This is a genomic window from Emticicia sp. 17c (assembly GCF_037153985.1).
Lineage (GTDB): Bacteria > Bacteroidota > Bacteroidia > Cytophagales > Spirosomataceae > Emticicia.
Window position 1 is genome coordinate 209,446 of sequence record NZ_JBBAYI010000008.1, and the last position, 21,849, is coordinate 231,294.

18 protein-coding genes are annotated in these 21,849 nt (G+C 43.3%); 8 read left to right on the plus strand and 10 right to left on the minus strand.

All coding sequences use genetic code 11. The features are described from left to right. Positions 1–194 precede the first annotated feature (194 nt). Entirely contained in the window at positions 195–545 is a 351-nt protein-coding gene (locus tag WAA15_RS16530; protein ID WP_337043913.1) for a hypothetical protein, read from the plus strand. Between the two features lie 199 nt (positions 546–744). On the opposite strand, the gene WAA15_RS16535 is transcribed toward WAA15_RS16530, so the two are convergent. From WAA15_RS16535 to WAA15_RS16570, 8 genes are all read right to left on the minus strand, one after another. Then, the gene (locus tag WAA15_RS16535; protein WP_337043914.1) at positions 745–1,644 is read right to left on the minus strand and encodes a hypothetical protein; all 900 of its coding nucleotides are present in this window, start codon (positions 1,642–1,644) and stop codon (positions 745–747) included. 1 nt (position 1,645) lies between these two features. Beyond that, positions 1,646–1,993, minus strand: coding sequence for a heavy-metal-associated domain-containing protein (locus tag WAA15_RS16540; RefSeq protein WP_337043915.1), 348 nt, complete (start codon positions 1,991–1,993; stop codon positions 1,646–1,648). A gap of 44 nt (positions 1,994–2,037) precedes the next feature. After that, positions 2,038–3,078 carry a cytochrome-c peroxidase gene (locus WAA15_RS16545; RefSeq protein ID WP_337043916.1) on the minus strand — a complete coding sequence of 347 codons (1,041 nt, stop codon included), beginning with the start codon at positions 3,076–3,078 and terminating at the stop codon, positions 2,038–2,040. Then, positions 3,078–3,884 (minus strand): MbnP family protein, encoded by an 807-nt coding sequence (locus WAA15_RS16550; protein WP_337043917.1) that lies wholly within the window; start codon positions 3,882–3,884, stop codon positions 3,078–3,080. Before WAA15_RS16550 ends, WAA15_RS16545 begins: the two co-directional genes overlap by 1 nt. Positions 3,885–4,026: 142 nt before the next feature. Beyond that, positions 4,027–4,368 carry a hypothetical protein gene (locus WAA15_RS16555; protein WP_337043918.1) on the minus strand — a complete coding sequence of 114 codons (342 nt, stop codon included), beginning with the start codon at positions 4,366–4,368 and terminating at the stop codon, positions 4,027–4,029. A gap of 301 nt (positions 4,369–4,669) precedes the next feature. Then, positions 4,670–7,063: a TonB-dependent receptor domain-containing protein gene (locus WAA15_RS16560; protein WP_337043919.1), complete on the minus strand. Its 2,394-nt coding sequence runs from the start codon at positions 7,061–7,063 to the stop codon at positions 4,670–4,672. A gap of 87 nt (positions 7,064–7,150) precedes the next feature. Further along, on the minus strand, positions 7,151–8,437 hold the full coding sequence (porY, locus tag WAA15_RS16565; RefSeq protein ID WP_337043921.1) for a sensor histidine kinase: 1,287 nt from the start codon (positions 8,435–8,437) through the stop codon (positions 7,151–7,153). After that, entirely contained in the window at positions 8,434–9,108 is a 675-nt protein-coding gene (locus WAA15_RS16570; protein WP_337043922.1) for a response regulator transcription factor, read from the minus strand. Before WAA15_RS16570 ends, porY begins: the two co-directional genes overlap by 4 nt. A 211-nt stretch (positions 9,109–9,319) precedes the next feature. Between WAA15_RS16570 and WAA15_RS16575 the strand changes: the two genes are divergently transcribed. From WAA15_RS16575 to WAA15_RS16585, 3 genes are all read left to right on the plus strand, one after another. Then, a complete protein-coding gene (locus WAA15_RS16575; protein ID WP_337043923.1) occupies positions 9,320–9,886 on the plus strand; it encodes a hypothetical protein in 567 nt (188 codons plus the stop codon). Positions 9,887–10,043: 157 nt separating this feature from the next. Continuing rightward, positions 10,044–11,015 (plus strand): aldo/keto reductase, encoded by a 972-nt coding sequence (locus WAA15_RS16580; protein ID WP_337043924.1) that lies wholly within the window; start codon positions 10,044–10,046, stop codon positions 11,013–11,015. A 109-nt stretch (positions 11,016–11,124) separates the two neighbouring features. Further along, entirely contained in the window at positions 11,125–11,898 is a 774-nt protein-coding gene (locus WAA15_RS16585) for a sulfite exporter TauE/SafE family protein (protein ID WP_337043925.1), read from the plus strand. 85 nt (positions 11,899–11,983) lie between these two features. Here WAA15_RS16585 and WAA15_RS16590 read toward each other — a convergent pair whose 3' ends face one another. Continuing rightward, on the minus strand, positions 11,984–12,712 hold the full coding sequence (locus tag WAA15_RS16590; protein WP_337043926.1) for an NUDIX hydrolase: 729 nt from the start codon (positions 12,710–12,712) through the stop codon (positions 11,984–11,986). A 173-nt stretch (positions 12,713–12,885) separates the two neighbouring features. Here WAA15_RS16590 and WAA15_RS16595 point away from each other — a divergent pair, with 173 nt between their 5' ends. The 4 genes from WAA15_RS16595 to WAA15_RS16610 all read left to right on the plus strand — a co-directional run bounded on the left by WAA15_RS16595 (position 12,886) and on the right by WAA15_RS16610 (position 20,352). Further along, the gene (locus tag WAA15_RS16595; RefSeq protein ID WP_337043927.1) at positions 12,886–16,611 is read left to right on the plus strand and encodes a ThuA domain-containing protein; all 3,726 of its coding nucleotides are present in this window, start codon (positions 12,886–12,888) and stop codon (positions 16,609–16,611) included. A gap of 396 nt (positions 16,612–17,007) precedes the next feature. Further along, complete coding sequence (locus WAA15_RS16600; RefSeq protein ID WP_337043928.1) at positions 17,008–18,453, plus strand: MBOAT family O-acyltransferase; 1,446 nt, start codon at positions 17,008–17,010, stop codon at positions 18,451–18,453. 7 nt (positions 18,454–18,460) lie between these two features. Beyond that, on the plus strand, positions 18,461–19,399 hold the full coding sequence (locus tag WAA15_RS16605) for a hypothetical protein (protein WP_337043929.1): 939 nt from the start codon (positions 18,461–18,463) through the stop codon (positions 19,397–19,399). 131 nt (positions 19,400–19,530) lie between these two features. Beyond that, the gene (locus WAA15_RS16610) at positions 19,531–20,352 is read left to right on the plus strand and encodes a trypsin-like peptidase domain-containing protein (protein ID WP_337043930.1); all 822 of its coding nucleotides are present in this window, start codon (positions 19,531–19,533) and stop codon (positions 20,350–20,352) included. A 156-nt stretch (positions 20,353–20,508) separates the two neighbouring features. Here WAA15_RS16610 and WAA15_RS16615 read toward each other — a convergent pair whose 3' ends face one another. Further along, the gene (locus tag WAA15_RS16615) at positions 20,509–21,654 is read right to left on the minus strand and encodes a ligand-binding sensor domain-containing protein (protein ID WP_337043931.1); all 1,146 of its coding nucleotides are present in this window, start codon (positions 21,652–21,654) and stop codon (positions 20,509–20,511) included. Between the last annotated feature and the right edge of the window lie 195 nt (positions 21,655–21,849).

Here is a 21,849-nt window from a genome sequence, read left to right on the forward strand (position 1 = left end):
TTTGGGTAATACCACTACAACAATTTGTTGATAAAAACCTTAATCTCTAGTTTAATATGGGTAGCAACTTAGGGGAGCAGGACAGAGGCTCATTTGATTTAGAAATTTTGTTCCGCAAAACAAATTTATCTATTTCTTGTACATCTATTTTATTTAGTGAATATCTTAAACAACTTCATAGTAAATAGCATAAAATGCAAACAACTGCCGAAAACGAATTAAACTCTTTGGAAGAGCTTTTTGAAAAATGCTTTAGTGTTGCTAAGGATTGGAATTATTTTATATATCGATTTGAGGATATCATGGAGTTTTTTGGCAATAGAGGATGGGATAGATTGAAATTAGTAACTGAAAGTGAAAAGCTATTCATAAAAGTAAGAGACTATCCCGATCTTTTTGATGAAAGTGGGGAAGAAAGATTATATGAATTTCATGATTTAATTATTGGCAATGGGCTTGATAACAATATAAGATTACCTAATGAGCCGGATTTTCCTGAATGGAAAACCTTTATGAAACTTGAATTGTGGAGAAAAGGTTTATAACGCATGATAAGTGATTCATTTTAACCTATACAAGCTCACGGAAGGAAACCTATCATACACTATTTCAATAGGTATGATAGTACAGGAGTGAAAGCCGCTAGTCAATCATCAGTAATAGGCTCCAACTGGAGCCTGAAAGCCGATGCCAGAAGCTAGGCCAAAAACCTGATGAAACAAAGGCGTATACATACCCGATACCTTAAAAATTCACGGTCAGGCTTATGCCATATTGTGGCAACGATTTCAGTTCGCCTTCGCCCAGATTCTGGTAAATCGGAATCCTGTACGATGCCCCAACATTAAACCTACGGTAGTATAGCTCAATACCTGCATTGGCAAGCGTGGCTACACCTCCCGTCTGTGAGTTTCGTTTCCCTTCTTTTATATCCCTGAAACCATAATCTACAATGGCCCCTACATTGGGCATCATCGAAAACTCTCCCCACGCTTTCGAGTAAAAGGCCGTTAATGAGCCATTTATCCGATTTCCGAACCGATATTTATCGTTACTTCGTGTCGAGATTCTACCCCCAATTTCAGTATTCAGCCCCCAGCTATGTATCTTAATAGTATGAATAGCACTCAACAGAAAATCAGTACTACCCGTACCCAACTGAAAATTCGGATTTATTTCGCCTTCATACCCGTACTCAAATTTGCCTGTTGCCAGTTTTACCCCTCCGCCAATCATCAGGCTTTGGTAAATATGGCTTGTGTTGGTGGTATCCAGAAACGTATTTAGCACATTTACGTGCGCCAGCACAATGGCATCACCAATGCCATTTTTCAGGGTTTCGGTGCCACTGTTGAGCAATAACTGATGATTTGAATTATAAGGCAGAAACGCCATTACCTGAAGATTCTTGACCGGATAGAACCTCGCCCATAATTCGGCCGTCTGGTACGTTTCACGGGTTTTAAGCAACACACTATTCAGGTGCGAGTCGAAAGTCCGGCTACGGTAACGCAGCCCGATAAACTGGGTTCCGGCGCGCGGAGTAAGCCCAACAAAAGCACTACCATTGGCACATCCACAAATATCGCAGGCCAGTGCATCAAAGCCGCCAATTAGTAATAACAGAAGGAGTATTTTTTTCATTTTATTTACAAATCGTTATGGTATCTTCACAACAGGGTCTTAGTATTTCCCGTTTTTTTATGTTGGCTTTTAGCTCGTCGGCATCATAGCCAATCGACACAATAAACTGTTTTAGTTTTTCGGCATTGGTTCTGGTCGAATCATAAACAATTTTAATGGTTTCTTTCACCCAATCCACTTCTACGTCTTTCACGCCCTTCTCGAAATAAATGTTTCGCCCCAGATTATATTTGCACACATTACAAATACGCTTTGTTTTTATCAGGCAATTGGCCGACGGCTTGTGGCCTGCCGCCCCCAAGCCTGAAAAAGCAAGTGTCAGGGTCGATATGAATTTTTTTCGGTTCATTGTTTATTCCGGCTCACAGGCTGCTTACCTCAGCAGGATAACGCCTAAATAGCAAACCTTTTATTTTTCAGAAACTCATCGTCGGTTAATGTTTTCAGAAACGCAATCAGTTTCAGCTTTTCATCTTTATTAAGGGCTATACCTAAAGCCTGATTTTGTTTCAGCGCGGCATCGAGCGTTTTTGAATCAATTACCCCGTCCGAATAATGGTTCAACACGGTATCAAGGCTATAAAAACGGCCATCGTGCATATAAGGGGCCGTAACGGCAATGTTTCGGAGGCTTGGCACTTTAAACTTATAGCTGTCAGTTTCGGCTGCCGTAATGCGCATTCGTCCGGTATCATCTTTATTATAAACAGGCAGCCCGTTATTGCGGTAAGAATGGTCAGTGAAAAGCTCGCCCGAATGGCACGAAGCGCACTTTTGTTTAAAAATTTCCAGCCCCTCCAACTCATCGCTTGTAAGTGTGCCGCCCGCTTCTTTTCTGACGTACTTATCATAGCGCGAATTGGCCGAAACCAGCGTGAGCATAAACTGCGAAAGTGCTTTCAGAAAACGCTCGGTTGTGATGTCTTTGCTACCGTAGGCTTTCTGAAACAACGTAGTGTATTTTTCTTGCTTGCGGAGTTTATCTAACACATTTCCCAGTTTTTCGTCCATTTCCACGGGGTTTTCAATAGGCGCAATAGAAAACAAATCGAGGTCAAACACGCCACCATCCCAGAAAAACTCTTTCTGAAAAGCCATATTCTGAATAGGAGGGGCGTTTCTGATACCTATTTTGTTGTCAATTCCGTGGCTCAGGTCATGCCCGTGGTGTGTAAAAGCATAGGACTGGCTGTGGCACTCGGCACACGAAATGGTTCCGTCTCTTGATAAATTCCCGTCATAAAAAAGGGCTTTGCCTAACTCAAAACCATCGTTGGTGATGGGGTTTTTCGAGAAATCATAAACGGGCTTCGGAAAATTAGCTGGTACTTTAAACAATTCTTCAGGCTTGATTACCTGAGCGTTGTTGTGCGAACACGCAACGCCCAGATAAACCAACCCGCTGGTAAGCAGTATAACCAATTTCGATTTCATCAGTCTTTTTCGTTATGCACATGGTCAACAATGAAGCTCTTGGCGTAATTCTGGCCAATCGGAATACCCGCTTCCGGTGCGTGGGTCATGTAAGATTTAGCAATACTTACCTGATTTACGCCGCTGAAAACCTTCTGCACATCATTAATGATATGAATCTGCGGTGCCACGCTGCCTCTTACCTGTGCTGCCGTTGTCATGGGCAAAGTAATGGTTTTAAGGTTGTTAGGTGTTTTGCCCGTCATACCACCGAAACCGCCTACATGAAACTGATATTCGGTCATGTTCATCATGTTCATCGGAATAGCCGACGATTTGCCTTCCATCTTAAAGAAAATATACCCCATATTCCACGACCAATACATGTTATCGTCGCCGTACGAGGCGGGGTCAAGCACGCCTGTGCGTTGGCTCACATCAGAAACCGATTTCAGGCTATCAACGCCTATCATGTACGACACCTCATTGTAATTCCCAGCCGGAACATCCTCAAGTTTAATCAGCCATGAGTTAGGGTCTGAGTGTTTCACAAGAAAATATTTGTTCGGGAATTTTACTACGGTTCCGTTTTCGTTTTTAAGCGAAATATTTGAAACAAAGTAGTTCAGGCGGGTAACCGTGAAATCCTCATTCAAAGCATTTTTAGCTGATGTTGTGCCTAATACCAATTTCTGGTCGCCTACGCGGTTATCAAACTCAAGCGTAACAGTATTTTTGTCGTTTGGATTAATTTCGTCCTCTTTCTGGCATGAAACAATGGCAAAAGCAACAAAAAGAGCAATAAGTAAATATGAGAAGGTTTTCATTCTATTAAAATTATAAATACGTGTTCTGAGCTATGCGCACGCGCATACTCCAGCAAAACACCCATGATTTGTTTAAAAACTAGATATAGAGTAATAAGCAGACACCGAACGGAGCCTGACTAAAAAACAATAAAAAAGGGTGTTAGCAATAAGAAGGCGGATGAAAAATAGAAGAAGAAAACGAAATAGTAGCCTTAGTGGTAAAGAGATAATTGTTAGCCGGAAATTCGCTGATTTCGGTTACATTATCAAACGTAAAACTGTTTTGGTTGCCGAAGGAATTAATTTCCAGAAGTTTATAAATAAAGTTCTGAAGCGCACTTTGTTCTTCCTTTTCGGTTTCAGTTTTGATTTTTTTAGCCAGAAAACACTTACCATCGCAGTGCAATTCGGGTCTGTTTTTGTTAACGCAGTAGTTTTTAATGATAAAATCTTTGCGAAGCTCGTAGTCAAGGCAGATTAACGGCACAATGAGAGATTTCATCACTAGCGATAGTGATAAAAAAACAAGGGCTATTTGCTTGAATCGAAACATGCCACAAATGTAGCAAATAACCTGATTCGTTGATATATTTTTATGTAAATTTATTAGTCGGTACTATTTTAGTGTTTTTAAGGTTTTTGGGCAGAATAAACCTGACGATATTTGTGTCATATTGCGTTGGTGTTTTTGTACAGAATGCAAAAGCACCAACGCATAAACTAGCTATAAATAACCCACTCAGAGCAGGTAGCACAGTAAAGTTAGTACTTCGGATACTAAATATACGTGGGTATTCTTATAGCTAAAACTTATAATTATAACCCGCCCTTATTACCTGTGTTTCGTAGTAGTCTTTGCTTACGTACCTGAAACCATCGCCAAAAATCTCTTTTTTAACAACCATTGTATTCAGTAAGTCGGTGGCATTCAGAAAAACCTCTCCTTTAGGAATGGCCTTTTTTATGCCGGCATCAACCGAAAACCGCGCGCCTATTTTCCCTTGCGGAATAATGTCGGGAGCCAGATACACCGCTACAAACTGGGCATCTACTTTTTTAGGCAGGTGTATGGTTCCACTTAATTTTACATTACCTGAGGTTAAAGCCTGTTTATCGGCCGAGAACGTGTGCGGTGTCGGATACTTGTTTTCAACGCTAAAAGCATCAATAACATTTTTATAAATATTGGCGTTCAGGTTTAAGGTAAGCGCAGCACCAGCCTCTTGCGAAAGCAACACTTCTAAACCCGTGTTATAACTACGTTTGGCATTCTGGAAAATAGCATAAATTAAATTGCTGCCCGGTACAGTACTGGCTATGCGGGTAATGGTTCCGTCGGCAATACGATGATACACCGCCGAATAAAAATACCCTTTTGCCCAGCCTGTTTTGTAGCCCAACTCCAGCGAGTTAGTAAATTGCGGCCCAAGTGCCGGATTCCCGACTTTAATAATTTCGGCATCGTCATATTTCGGAAAAATACGAATATCTACCTCATTGGGGCGGTCAACGCGGCGGTTATAAAAGAACGATAACTTGTTTTTATCGTTAATTTTATAAGCCAGACGCACATTCGGGAAAGGCTGCACATAATTGTAGCCATCGCTTTTGTAGGTGTTATGGTTAGGGTTAACCTCATACCTCACACCTACGTACTCCACACGTAAGCCTGCTTCGAGTTCATATTTGGGGTTTTCAAAAATATAAGTGCCATAAGCTGCCGGAATCGTTTCTTTATAGGTAGCAGCCCCGCCGGCATTAACGTCAAGCGGAGAGTTCAGCCCAGGAATAAACAACATATTGGTCGGAATCACCCTCCGTCTGAATTTCAGGCCCGTTTCAAAACGACCATACCTTAGCGGACGTATATAGTCGAGGGTTAAGTCGCCCACGTGTTCGTCCGAAATCAGTTTAAACGCATCAAGCCCCGTGAAAGTAGGCATAATGTTAGTAAAGAAATACTTTTCATCTTCACGGTGAAACGTGTAATTGAAGCCGATGTTCAGCAAGTGGCCTGCCTCTTTAAACTTGTGTTGATACGCCGTTGAAGCCATTACGGTAGTTTTGAGTTCATCTTCCAGAAATTGCCACAGGCGACGCCTTTCGGTCAAATCGGCATTAAAAAAGGGTTCATCGCCGTTGTCAAGTATTTTCTCACTACTAAAAAAGCCCGATACCGTCAGCATATTACTGCTATTGATACGCCAGTCGATACCTGTTTTTGCGGTTGGCAAACTGGTACGCCTGTTTCGTTTGGTTTGTTGCCTCACCACATCGCCGTTGTCATAAAAACGGTCAACAAACTCGTTTTTGTTCAGGGTTCTGGTGTAGAGGTAATCGCCCTGAAAAAAGGCATTGATTTTGTTTTTTCTATAATTGAGCGACAACGAAGGGTTGATTTTAGGCGTAGCCTGATACTGCGGCCGAATAGAAGGCAGGTTTTCTTGTTTTATCCAGAGTGCGCCCAAACCTCCGGCCAACCCTACTTTTCCATTAAAACCCTCTTGCTTATTGGTTTTATAAATAATATTAATGATACCCGCATTGCCGTTGGCATCGTATCTGGCCGACGGATTATTAATAATTTCGATTTTTTCAATGGCCGAAGCCGGAATATTATCGAGACTCGTCTGGCTTCCGAAACCCGTCAGGGCCGTTTGTTTGCCATCAATCAGTACAGTTACTTTATCGCTGCCACGTAACAGCACCTTGCCATCCTGAATAGTTACACCCGGCAGGTTATACATAGCTTGCAGCACCGACCCACCACTCTGGCTGATATTGTCGGCTACGTTGAAGGTCTTTTTATCCATTTTATTGCCAATGGCATCTTGGCGGGCTGTTACCGTTACTTCGTTCAGAAGTTCGGTCTTTTCGGTCAGTTCAATGGTGGCTATATCCAGAAAAGCACTCATGTTGCCAACAAACAGCGGTTGTTTTTTGGTAAGATACCCAACAAACGAAAATTCAAGCATATACCTGCCGGTTTTAATGTTGCTTAAAGTAAAACGCCCTTCCTCGTTGGTAACTGTGCCAATAACAAAGCTGCTGTCTTTTTCGTTTTTCAGCACTACATTTACATAAGCCAAAACTTCTTTCTTTTGCTGGTCTTTTATCTGGCCCGAAACACTCACGCCCGATGTTTGCGCAAGGCTGCTGAGCGGAATCAGAAAAAGTAATAAAAATAAATTCTTCATGATATGCGTCGTAAGTTAAAATCACATTCCGGTATCTGCCGGAATGTGTACGCAAACTAGCGACACCTTTTTGTAGAAATTCTGAATTTATTGAAACGTTATAAAAAAACGATGTTGGTTTTCGGCAAAAGTATAATCGATAGGCCAGTTGTAACGGTTACAGATTTCTTTTACAATGGCCAGCCCCAAGCCACTATTGGTTGTTTGAGCCGAAGCCGAAACAAAACGCTTGAATAACGTATCTTTATTTAATGAATTAAGCCCCGAATTGGCAATGCTGAACACCGGAGCCTGATACGCAAGGGCGATGCTTCCGTGTTCGATATTATGGCTGATAGCATTAACAACCAGATTTGAGAGCATAATTTCCAGAAGGTGTTTGTTGCCTTTAACCATAATTGGCTCGGCTATAAGATTATCAATCCTGATTTGCTTGTTAAGGGCGTAGTCTGACAAAATATCTATTGTTTCGTCCAGTACTTCGTTCAGGGGTATAAGTTGCTCATCGGCATATTGATGATTCTCAATTTTAGCCAGTAGCAAAAGATTTTTATTAATGCGCGACACCCTAGCCAATGGGGTATTCAGGCTTGTAATCAGTGCCAGTTGTTGCTGGTTGAAGCTGCCATTTTGTAAGAGCAAGTCTATTTTCGACTTTAGTAAAGCCAAAGGCGTTTGTAGCTCATGCGAGGCGTTTTCGGTAAATTGTTTTTGCTGATTATATACCGCAATATTATTGTCTATGAGTTTGCCAAGTACCCGATTCAGCTCCTCAAATTCTTCAATATCAGAAGCAGCCAATTGTATAGACTTATGGCTGTTGAGGTCAAACCGTTTCAGTTCATTCAATGTGTTTTTAAAGGGCTGCCATATTGTAGTAGCAATTTTTCGGTTCAGCAGAATAAAACCTATTACCAGCAAAATAAAAAACAAAATAGTAACAACAGCTATGGCAAGCATGGTTTCGTGGGTTTCTTCCACATTTGTTTCTACTGATAAATGATAGGGCTTCCCCTGAATATAGAAATAAGTAGAACGCCCCCTGAAACGCTCAAAAACCTCATGTGCGTAGGGGTTCGGCCTGATAACCTCATAAACGCTGTCTTTGCGGATGTCAGTAGCCCGCACCTGACTTATTTTTACGCCGGGTTGTATGCGGCTCCAGATATTAATGGCGTCAGTAATTTGCCTGCCATTAAGGCTACTGTTTTTAAAACCGTCTTTTATGTGGCCCTCAACGGTTTTGTTATGCACATCCAGTTCTTTTAACCAGATAGTATCAACTACCCAGTAATAAACCGGAATACTCAGCACCAGTATTACCAGCGCATAGAGCGTAAAAACGCGTAGCGGCTTGTGTAATAATTTACTCATAGTTCCCATTTGTATCCTGAGCCATACATGGTTTTAAGGTAATTTCCATAGCCAGCGTCGGTAAGTTTTTTCTTTAAATTTTTAATATGGGCATAAATAAAATCGTGGTTGTCGAGCATATCGGCTATATCGCCTGAAAGGTACTCGGCTATTGCACTTTTTGACACAACACGATTTTTGTTGCCAATAAAAAACAACAATAGCCCAAACTCTTTGCGGGTAAGGCTTACCGCCTCGCCATTTACCGTTACGGTTTTGGCCAGTACATCAATCAGTATTTCATTTTGTTCAATAATATTGGCATTATTGAATTGTTTGCGGCGCACCAGTGAGTAAATGCGGGCCGATAACTCAGGCAAATGAAAAGGTTTGGCAAGGTAATCGTCAGCCCCCGACTTTAGGCCGGTAACTTTATCTTCAATGGCATTTTTAGCCGAAATAATAATGACCCCATCCTGCTTGTTTTGTGCTTTAATAGCTTGCAAAATCTGTAAGCCATTGCCGCCGGGCAGCATCAGGTCGAGCAGTATACAGTCATAGGCATAGAGGTTTATTTTTTCTATGGCCTGTTCGTAAGTAACTGCAAACTCGCACAGGTATTTTTCTGCCTCCAGATAATCGGCAATGTTTTGTGCCAGTTCTTTTTCGTCTTCAATAACCAGTATTTTCATACTAACAAAAATATGATTTCAATTCTGAATTAATTTAGAATTTACCCACATAAATAGCCTGATTTGGGTAAATTCAGGCTATTTTCAAGAAAAAACATCGGGTAGGGGCCGAAGAATCAATTTTTCTGAATGATTTACGCCTTTTATGATTTAAGCGCATTATTATTTTTATATTTGTCTGCTTACTATCAATTATACCAAACCCTATAACATGCTTACTAAAATAGCTAATCTGGCACGCCGGTACGCGTCTGGGCGTAACGTGCTTGTTTTCTTTGCCCTGCAAATGATTATCTCGATGCTCATTCTGCCTTATATCCAGACCCGATTCGACCCCGATCAAAAACTCGGCGTACTCGACCTCAAATTCGGTTTTACCCCCGACCAAGCCTACGCCATGCTCGACGGCTATCAGGAGCAAGGCCGCAAGTACTACCTTTTTGTAGAGGCCTTTGTTGACATCATTTACCCCATTATTTACACCATTACCAACCTGTTGCTGCTAAGTTATGTTTTTAAAAGAGGCTTTACTGCCGATAGCTTCATGCAAAAGCTGAATGTTTTTCCGTTGTTGGTAATTATCTGCGACTTGCTCGAAAACGCGGGTATCATTACCATGCTCACGGCCTTTCCCAACCGTGCCGATGCCGCCGCCGCGTTGGCTTCTAACGCTGGCATAGCCAAATGGATAACCTTTGGCATAGCCATTGCGCTTTTTCTGACAGGTATCGGGGCTTGGATACGCGCCGCTTACCTCAACCAAAAACACGGCGGCTAAGTACAGTAAACCACAGCCATACCGAAATATTCGTAAGGGTCAGCAGATATTTTGGCCCTTACGTTTCGCTTTTACGTTTACATTATTCAATTTTGTGTTTTGGCTTATTGTAGCTTTAAAACTTATACTTATTCACTCTTAACTAGCAGAAAGCATCATGGAGTATAGACGATTTGGACGAACTGACTGGAAGGTCAGCGAAATAGGTTATGGTATGTGGGGACTAGCAGGCTGGACTGGCTCCGACCAAGACGAAGTAGGGCAGTCGCTGGCCCGTTCGGTTGAGTTGGGCTGTAATTTCTTCGATACCGCATGGGGGTATGGCGCAGGCCGCAGCGAGGAAATTCTGGGTAGCCTACTCAAAAAATACGCGCAAAAAAACCTGCATTTTGCCACCAAAATTCCGCCTAAAAACTTTATTTGGCCTTCAAAATCAGATTTCCTGCTGGAAGACTGCTTTCCGGCCAGCCATATTATTGAATACACCGAAAAAAGTCTGAAAAATCTGGGCGTTGAGTGTATCGACCTGCAACAGTTTCATGTCTGGGAAGATGCCTGGGCAACCAACGACGACTGGAAAGAAGCCGTAACCAAACTAAAACAAGAAGGCAAAGTAAAACACTTTGGCGTAAGCGTAAACCGCTGGGAGCCAAACAACGTGCTCGAAACCCTCAAGACGGGCCTGATTGATTCGGTACAGGTTATTTACAACATATTTGACCAGAACCCCGAAGATGCTCTCTTTCCGCTGTGCCGCGAGCTGGACATCGCCGTTATTGCCCGCGTGCCTTTCGACGAAGGTACACTCACTGGCTTGTTTACGAAAGAAACTACTTTTCCGGCCGACGACTGGCGTTCGACCTACTTCGTGCCTGAAAACCTGATTCCGAGCGTTGAACACGCCGATGCCCTGAAACCACTCGTGCCAGAAAACATGACCATGCCCGAAATGGCCCTGCGGTTTATTCTCTGCAACGACGACGTACACACCATTATTCCCGGTATGCGGAAAGTCCGCCACGTAAATGCCAACATCGCTACCAGCGACGGCAAAAAACTGGACGAAAACCTACGCTTGCAACTCAAACTCCACCGTTGGGACAGAACCCCAACCGAGTGGTCACAATAGTTAACAGTTTTACGGGGTAAATGGCCCGCCCATTGCCCCGTTTTATCCTGATTTTTCCGGCTGCCTCAGCACACGGCCAGCTTCTTGCCTTTGGGTATTCAAAACAATTATGTCACAGGTAACCCTCATTTCTTGTATTGCTGCTTTTTTCGCAGGTTTTATTGATTCCATCGTGGGTGGCGGCGGTTTAGTACAAGTGCCAGCCCTCTTTATTCTGTTTCCGCATTATTCGGTGCCTCAGGTAATAGGCACTAACCGCTTTGCTTCGTTTATGGGTACGGCGGTAGCGGGGTATCAGTATGCCCGCAAGGTACAAATACCTTGGCGCACCGTTATTTTTGCAGGCATAGGCGCAGCCGTGCTGTCATACTTGGGCGCGTTAATTTCGAGCCGCATGAGCGCGCAGATACTAAAGCCCACCATTCTGGTACTCATGACCCTGATAGCCCTTTACACCTACCGAAAAAAAGAACTGGGTCAGCACGAAAAACTTCGCTTTGCCCTTGCGAGCGTTCCGTTTTATGGCTTGCTCATAGGCATGGCTACTGGCTTTTATAATGGCTTTGTAGGCCCCGGCACGGGCAGTTTGCTGGTGTTTGGGTTTGTAAGCATTATCGGATACAGCTTTTTGTCGGCATCGGCCATAGCCAAAGTAGTAAATGTCATAGCCGATGTTTCCTCGCTTATATTTTTCGTTACCAAAGGCTTTGTTATGTTTCAGATAGCCCTGCCCATGATGCTCTGCAATATGCTGGGGTCTTACGCAGGCAGCAAAATTGCCATTCTGCGGGGCAATTCCTTTGTGAGAATCATTTTCCTGATAGTAGTTTTCGGGCTTATTCTCCGGTTTGGGTACGATGTCTGGCAGATGTTCAGGAACTAGGCAGAGGGTAGCAGCTTCTTGTTTAATGTAACGCTAATAGTATAATGTTTCCCACCGTAGGTAGCTCACTAGCAGGCGGTAGAGCTTAGTTTTTCCTCACCCGATACAAGTACGGTGCTTTATTGGCGGCTCCGGTAAACTTCTTGTCGAGGCGTTCCAGCACATTCAGTTCAAGAATTTTCTTCTGAAAATTATTACGCCTGAAAGGGCGGCCAAAAATAGTTTCGTATAAATCCTGCACTTCCTTCATGGTAAACGTTTCGGGCAATAAATGAAACGCCACGGGTTTCTGGTCAACATACAGTTGCAGGGTTTGCAGGGCCTTTTCAATCATCTCGTTGTGGTCGAGTATAGTCTTGGGTAACTGCCTGATATTATACCACCCTATCGACTCATCCAGAAACGTTTTTACGGGCTTCACCTTCGCTATATCAACCAGCGCAAAATAACCTACCGATACAAACCTTCTGGTAAACCATTGCAAATCATCATCCGAAAACCGTATTCCCCCGAAAGTCCCCTCATTGAGCGCAAATATTTCCTCCATCAATGCCTTGTTTGAACGCCCCGCCCGCCCGAAAGTCCTGAACTGCTCCATAAATACAGGGCTTATGCCCGTTCGTTCTTCCAGAATCCGGTGCGCTGTTTCGTCAATCCCCTCATCCTGCGCAATAAACCCGCTAGGCAAAGCCCAGAAATCGCCTACCATTTTAAATTTGGGTAGCAATACTTTCAATTGTCGTTCATGAAAACCAAAAATCACACAGTCAATCGAAAGCTGGCTAATTAAATTCTGTTCGCTCAGGGGTTTCATTCTAAAAAAATCAGGTATAACATAAATGCACTTTTGTCTTTTAACCGCAATATGCGCCGTTTATCATTATTTTTAGCCAAATACTAGATAAAAACAAGATATTGTCTCAAAAAAAGACATTAATACAATCTTCATTTGTAAATTTGTCACAATTACCTATCAATTTACAAAAAATGCAACCGAAACAAATCAGATTTTTACTCACTTTGCTTGCCTCCATGGCACTCGCGCTGTCGTCATTGGCACAGGCAAGTAAAATTAATTTGCTCGTATTCAGCAAAACAGCCGCGTTTCGCCACCAGTCAATAGGGGCGGGCAAGGCCGCTTTAGCTAAAATGGCCAAAGAAAAAGGATTTAATGTAACTTTTACAGAAGATGCCTCGGCTTTTAACGAAACCGACCTCAAAAAATATAATGCGGTGGTGTTTCTGAGTACCACCGGCGACGTACTCAACGACCAGCAACAGGCTACTTTTGAGCGTTTTATTCAGGCAGGCGGCGGCTACGTAGGTATTCATGCCGCTACCGACACCGAGTACGACTGGCCGTGGTATGGCGGTCTGGCGGGAGCTTATTTCCTCGACCACCCCATGACCCCAAGCAACGTGCAAAAGGGTAAATTTATGGTTGTAAAGAAAAACCATTGGGCTACACAAGGTATGCCCGACGAATTTGAAAGAAGCGATGAGTTCTATTCTTTCAAAGATATTTCTCCGAAAATTAACGTAGTAGTAAAAATAGATGAAAAAAGCTATATAGGAGGCAAAAACGGCGATAACCACCCCATAAGCTGGTATCAGGAATATGACGGCGGACGCTCGTTTTATACTGCTATGGGGCATACCGACGAAACCTTCAGCGAGCCGCTCTTCCTGAACCATTTATGGGCAGGTATCAGCTACGCCGCAGGTGGGCCAACCCCCAAACCCCTCGATTACTCAAAGGCACGCCCCGAAGAAAACCGCTTTACCAAAGTAATTCTGGAAGAAAAACTCGACGAGCCTATGGAGCTTTCGGTCTTGAACGATGGCCGTATTCTGTTCATTCAGCGTAAAGGTGAGGTGCGCCTTTATAACACCAAAACCAAACAACTGAAAACCATTGCTAAAATTCCGGTAAGTATCAAATACAAAAACAAAGAAGGCAAAGAGTCGATGGGCGAAGATGGGCTGCTAGGGCTTAACAAAGACCCTAACTTTGCTCAAAACCACTGGATTTACCTGTACTACTCAGTACCCGAAGCCCCTAAAAACATATTGGCAAGATTTGAACTACGCGGCGACGAACTCGTGATGGATTCAAAGAAAGTATTGCTTGAAATACCAACCCAACGCGAAGAATGCTGCCACACAGGGGGGTCTATTGCTTGGGACAAAGCCGGAAACCTGTACCTTTCGACCGGAGACAACACCAACCCGCACGGCTCGAACGGATATAGCCCAAGCGACGAACGCGAAGGTCGCAGCGCATGGGATGCACAAAAATCATCGGCAAACACCAACGATTTACGCGGTAAAATTATCCGTATCAAACCACAGCCCGATGGCACATACACCATACCTGAAGGAAACCTTTTCCCGAAAGGAACACCTAAAACCCGCCCCGAAATTTATACAATGGGCCACAGAAACCCGTTCCGTATCTCGGTCGATAAAAGAACAGGCTATGTGTATTGGGGAGAAGTAGGCCCCGATGCCGCCAAACCTGACGAAAAACGTGGCCCCGCCGGACACGACGAAGTAGGCCAGGCCCGCAAGGCTGGTAACTTTGGCTGGCCGCATTTCGTAGGCGACAACAAAGCCTATAATAAATATGATTTTGAGAAAAAAGAATCGCTCGAGAAATGGGACGTAAACGCCCCAACCAATACTTCGCCTAACAACACCGGTCTGAACGTATTACCTCCTGCCCAAAAGGCATTTATCTGGTACCCTTATGCGGCTTCAAAAGAATTCCCGCTTGTAGGAAGCGGCGGCCGTAACGCTATGGCTGGCCCTGTGTTTTACGCCGACGATTTCAAAACAGCACAAAGGGCGTTCCCGAAATACTATGATGGCAAATTTCTGGAATATGAGTGGATGCGCGGCTGGATAATGGCCGTAACCATGGATAAAGAAGGCAACTACGTATCAATGGAGCGTTTTATGCCTAGTTACAAGTTCAGCAACCCAATGGATATGGAATTTGCCGAAAACGGCGATTTATATATGCTCGAATATGGTTCAGGATGGTTTACTGCTAACGACGACGCCCGCCTGATTCGTATCGAATACAACGGTGGTAACCGCAAGCCACAATTGCAACTAGCCGCTAACCAGATGGGCGGGGCTGTGCCATTCAACCTGAAACTTAGCTCAAAAGGAACCGTTGATGCCGATGGCGATGCCCTCAAATACAGTTGGAAAATAACCTCGAAAGACGGTTTCAACAAAGTATTTACCACGCCTGATGCCAACCTGACCCTTACTAAACCGGGTATCTATAAAGCTACTTTAACCGTAAACGATGGCAAAGGCGGCATTAATTCTCAATCAATTGAAGTTTCGGCCGGAAACGAACCTCCGGTAGTAACCTTCGAGATGCCTAAAGGAAACAAATCGTTTTATGTGCCTAACAAAACCTTTAACTACGAAGTAAAAGTAAACGATAAAGAAGATGGTAGCCTCAACAACGGCATTGACCCCGAAAATGTGGCTGTGAATATCGATTATTTGGCCGAAGGTTTTGATAAAATTGCCATTGCACAAGGCCACCGCTCGGCCGATGCCAGTGCCGCATTCAGCACAGGTAAAAAACTTATCGAAGCCAGCGACTGTAAGGCTTGCCATAGTGTCGATAAAAAATCTATCGGGCCAGCTTACCGCGAGGTAGCCGCTAAATATAAAGGTGATAAAGATGCCCTTGAACGCCTCACGAAAAAAGTAATTACCGGAGGCAGCGGCGTATGGGGAGAAGTAGCCATGGCGGGTCATCCGCAACTCTCTACAGGCGATGCCTCCGAAATGGTCAAATATATTCTGAACCTTGCTAACGAAAAACCAAAAGAAAAATCGTTACCATTAAAAGGTTCGTATACGGCCAAAACCTCAGGCAACGACAAAGGCAAAGGTGTGTATATCATCAGAGCCGCTTACGAAGACCAAGGGGCTAACGGCTTGCCGTCAATCCGTTCGGAGCAAAACTTTACTTTAAGAAACGCCAAAGTAGGCCCACACGATTTTGATAAGTACGAAGATGTTAACAAGATGTCGTTTGGTGGCAATGCCTTTGCAATTCCGGCCAAATCGGGTGCTTACATGGTCTTGAACCAGATTGACCTCAACGAAGTAAGCGAGCTTGTTGTATTAGCCATGGCTCCTAAGCCACAGGTAAATGCAGTAGGGGGTAAGGTAGAAGTACATCTCGACAACCCTAAGGGTACGCTAGTAGGGGAATCGGTCTTTATGGAGCCAACCGAAAAAATGGAAATGAACCCCAAAACCCTAGTTGCTCCGCTCAAAAACGTGCAGGGTATTCATGATGTATACGTTGTTTTTGTGAATCCGAAAGCCGAAAATCAGTCGCTTATGATAGTTACAGGGCTGGAATTTAAACTCAATGGCCTTGAAGATGCTGCCACAGGTACATCGGCCACTGCACCAGCAGCCAACCTGACCGACTACGTTGGGAAATACAAAATGGAAGGCTTGCCAGTAGACTACATTGAAATTGAAAACAAAGACGGCAAACTGAATGTAAAATTTGGAGATCAGGGTGCCGAAATCAAACCTGTCGATGGGCCTGATACCTTCGGCGACGGCGAGAAAATAAAACTGAAATTCCTTCGTGATGCCGACCAGAAAGTAAATAAAGTAAAACTTGAGGCAATGGGCATGAGTTTTGACGGAAAAAAACAATAAAGATATTAGCTCCACAAAGGGAGTATCGTCAGGCCCACAACCTGCGATAAAGACGCTCATGCAAATTTTGTTTGAGTTTAAAAATAAAAATTAGATTAACGCAAACAGCCCCTTTCTTTAGGGGCTGTTTTGTTTAGATTAGCTGTAAACACTTTGCTGCGCTAAGCCCCGTTTAACCCAGCCACCAAAATCATTTAATAAAAAAGCCAGCCTTATAATAAAAAAATTATTTTACGGTACGTTTTTAAAAACCCTCATAATGTACTAATTATGAGGGTTTTTATGTAAGTCTGCTGGGCAACAACCCCACCATGCCTGTTTTGGGCTTCCTTGTGTACTTCTGTTTGTATTTATTATTATGTAATTTTGCGGCTTATTTGAATAGGCCGCCACATAATGCTTTTTAACTCGGTAGAATTTATCATTTTCTTCCTGATAGTGACTTCAGGCTATTTTGCTATTCCACATAAGTTTCGGTGGTTATGGCTATTGTTGGCTAGTTGCTATTTCTATATGTTTTTTATTCCGGTTTATATCCTCATTTTAGGGTTTACAATCGTGATAGATTACTTTGCCGGAATCCTGATTGAAAACGCTCAGGGTAAAAAACGTAAGGCTTACCTTACCATAAGCCTGATTGCCAATATTGGCGTGCTGGCAGTTTTTAAATATTATAATTTCTTCATCGAAAACATTAATTTATTACTACCTGCACATCACCTGCCGTATCTGTCTATCTTATTGCCTGTGGGGTTATCGTTCCATACGTTTCAGGCCATGAGTTACTCCATTGAAGTATACCGCGGAAACCAGAAAGCCGAGCGGCATTTTGGTATTTACGCGCTGTATGTGATGTTTTACCCGCAGTTAGTAGCCGGGCCTATCGAACGCCCGCAGAATGTGCTGCATCAGTTTCATGAAAAACATGAGTTTTCTTATAAAAACATGACCGACGGCCTTAAACTCATGGCTTGGGGAATGTTCAAGAAAGTAGTAATTGGCGACAACCTCTCGCTCATGGTCGACCGCGTCTATAACGACCCCACCAGCTATGAAGGTGTGCCGCTCATTGTAGCCACAGTTTGCTTTGCATTTCAGATATACTGCGATTTTTCGGGCTATTCCGACATCGCTCTGGGTTCGGCGCAAACCATGGGTTTCAAGCTCATGAAAAACTTCGACCGCCCCTATTTCTCAAAATCTATCTCCGAATTCTGGCGTCGCTGGCACATATCGCTCTCCACATGGTTCCGCGACTACCTCTATATTCCGTTAGGAGGCAACAAAGTACCTTATTTCAGGCAACTCTTTAACCTCTTTGTGGTAATGCTCGTGAGCGGCCTTTGGCATGGCGCAAGCTGGAATTTTATTATCTGGGGAGCCTTGCACGGTTTTCTGCTGGTAGCCGCCCGCCTCAGAGACACCTACTTGCCACAAATCAGACTAAAAATAACAAACCTCTTTACCAAAATCATTCATGTGTTATTGGTGTTTGTACTGGTTGATTTCGGCTGGATATTTTTCAGAGCTAGCACATGGGCCGATGCCAGATATATAGTTACGCACTTGTTCTCGAATATTCGCCTTGCCGACCTCCGCAACGCCGATTACCTCCGAGACAACGTCTTTCTTGGGCTATCAAAACAATACCTTTTGGTGGTGTTGCTGTCGTGGCTATTCATGGAAAGCGTTCATTATTACCAGCGCAACAAAAGCATTGGCCTTATGCTTGCCACAAAAAACAAGTGGCTCAGGTGGGGGGCTTACGCCTTGCTTGTAACTTGGATACTTATTTTCGGAGCTTTTGAAAAATCCTCACAATTTATTTACTTTCAGTTTTAGTCAGGATATGAAAAAGTTTTTAATCAAAGCCATTCTCATAACCTTGTTTATTGCAGGGGCGTTGTTTGTTTCGTTCAGGTATATCAGAGCGCAACGATACCCCTATAATGCCCAAACAATGGCAGGGGCCATTATCGACAAACACGCACGGCTCAGAACCCTGCCTTCGCCTCGCATACTAATTATAGGCGGGTCTAATGCCATGTTTGGTTACAATAGCCGCGAGATGGAAAAAAAACTTGGGCTTCCTGTCCAGAATATGTCGCTAGCGGCTAGTCTGGGTTTGTCTTTTATGCTCAACGAAGTAAAAGAAAACGTAAGAGCCGGCGATATCGTACTGTTTTCGCCAGAGTATTTCCTGACCGAAGGCGATGCCAACGTGCAAAGGCTGCTTCGTGAATTATACAAACCTGCTGGTAAATACATCGACTACACCAATAAGCTGGAAGCACTCAAGGCAGATGGCGTATTCATATCGCGCGAAATCAGGAACTATATCCTGCTTTTTATGTTCAGAAAACCCGTTAATACCGACGATGAAGCGTATAGCCGGCGTGCATTTACTGAAACCGGAGATTTAAAAGATAGTATCAGGCTACAAACCCACCTGCCGCTCAGAGACGGCTTGCCCTTTTCAAAAACTGATTATAGCCACAATATTGCTAAAATAAATAACTGTATTGCACAGATTGAACAGAAAGGAGCCAAGCTATACTTTGTTTATCCGTCAATAGCTCAAAGCCAGTACCAACGTAACGCCGAAGCCATCGAAGACCTTCACCAGCAGTTTACAGCAAAACTGCACACACAAATGCTTAATAAACCCATTGATTCGGTATACCCCGATTCATCTTTTTACGACACCGTTTATCACCTTCGCAGCCCCGATTACCTCACACATACCAACAAAGTAACAGGCTATTTGCAGGCAGTACTTAAAAAATAATCGCCATCCTGCCCCCCATAACTACCTGCATGGGAAAGCCTTTTAATAAAGAAACTGACAGAAATTTTCTGGTTTTATGGTTAACAATTAATTTTGAAGAATGTTATTGAGATAGAATCATTGAAACTTTTATGAGACGGATACTTTTTTTGCTCGTCGGCCTGACTTTCTTAGTGGGCGGGGCATCGGCGCAGGTAAGTTCACTGATGCTTAAAACGCTTATACAGGTAAAATCAACATTCGTTGACGAAAAAGGAGGGCAACATTCGGTATCCGGTGGCGGTTTCATTGTTAATGGTAAATATCTGGCTACCTGCTACCACCTGTACCATCCGAAATGGAGTGCCAAACGAGCCAAACGCATGATTGTTTACTACAATTTCAGCGTGACCGACAACAAGCAGTTGAAATCCGATTCGGTCGAGATAGACCTCGCCTATAAATACACAGGCAAGCAGTACGATTTCTCGAAGCATATCTACAAAGAAGACCAGCTTGAAACCGACTTCATTATTCTGAAACTCAAACGCATAATACCCGTTAAGCCATTGCCCATGAATACAGGCAGTAATCTGCCCAAATACACACCCTTACCCATGATAGCCTTCGATAACCAGTCGAACAGGCTTCGCAACGATACCCTTATTTATGTTTATCCGCAGTTTTTTGCCAAGAAAGAGGCTGCCTATCAACTGGTAGTATTCGGGCCTGCGCATCCGGGGTTTTCGGGGTCTCCGGTCTTTAACCTGAACGGCGAAATCGTAGGAATCATGCAATTAGGTATGCCCGAAATAAACGAAACTTACCTGAGTAATGTAGCAAAAGCAGGCTGGCTTACCGAAACCGATCTGGTAGGTATCAGGCGGGGATACATAGCCCTTGACCCATACAATATTTCCTTTATTACCAATATCAAATACTTTAACGACACCTACATAAAAAACTTTCGCTAAGCAGGTAGTTAGTATTTGTACTGGCGTAGGCCGGAGGCGTTTCAATCATATTTTTGCTGATTAGCTACAAACAAAAATAATAAAAATTGCGAGATTCTCGCAAAATCTCGCAATTTTTATTATTCATCATTTTGCTTCAACAAACCCTACGTAGCTTTATTGTTTGGTAGCTTTTTCCGAAAAATCAGTAATAACATGGCCGTCGTATCGGTACAGGCTTGTGTTTTTAGCACCTATCCACAAATTTCCGCTTCTATCTACAAAAACACTCCATGTATAAGTACTTTCCAGACTACTCACCGGAAAACTACTGAAATTCTTGCCATCGTAGTGATAAACATACCCTTCTTTTTTATAAGGCGTTTTAGCATAAAGCCCCCCGAACCACATACCCCCCTTGTTATCGGCCGAAGCAGAAGTGTTATAGCCCATTATGGCCCCGTCCTTTTCAGTAAACTGTGTGAGGGTTTCACCGTTGTAGCTATACACGCTCATGTTGTCCATGTTGAACCACAACTTGCCGTTTTTATCTTCATTAATAGTAAATACATTGCCTTTTATGTGCTTCTCGGCCCCAAAATTACGGAAAGTTTTACCGTTGAACTGAAACAGCCCGCTTGGCTCATAAGTGCTAATCCAGACCTTTCCCTTGCTATCAGTAAAAACATATTGCACCTGATTATTACAGGTGTTTTTCTTGTTGCCCATGCTATTTTCGGGCATTATTTCCCATTTATTGTCGATATACTGAAAATTAGTAATATACTGCCCGTTATACTGATACAAACCAGCATTAGCCGTAGCAAACCAGATATTCCCGATTTTGTCCTGTGTCATGCTATACACCCGATTCCTCGTGTAAGGATGCGTTCTGAGATAAGCCTTTGCACTTAAGAAATTATAGTTGATGTTGTCGGCACCGGGCAACGGAAAATGACGAAACTTATAGCCATCGTACCTATACACGCCATCTTCGGTGCTGGCCCATATTATGCCGCTGTTGTCTTCCAGCAGGCAATACACAATCTTGTTAATAAGGCCGTCTGTTTCAACAAAATTTGTAAAAGTTTTGCCATCATACCTATAAATACCAGCCCCAGTGGTTCCAAACCACATATTACCCTTTTTGTCTTGCATGATGCACCTTACAAATACGTGCTGACTGGTAAGTGGGGGTTTTATCAGTTTCGCTTGTGCCGCAACCACCGGAATCTCCCTTACACTATCGGTTTGGGCGGCGCAAAGCCCCACAAATATTACCGACACAACAAAGCCATAAAAACAACCAAAGAAGTACTTCATATAACAACTATTTAACAGGTTAAACTATTTTCTAGGCAAGCCAGCCTTTTACGGGTTGCTTAGTAATACCTGTAAATGTAAATACACCTTTGGGGCAGGGTAGCATAAATTATGTAAAACAGATGTAAAATATTGTAAACATCGGTTTATTCCTTTATTCTTGCCACAAATATGTCAGAGTTATGTCTTTGTTAT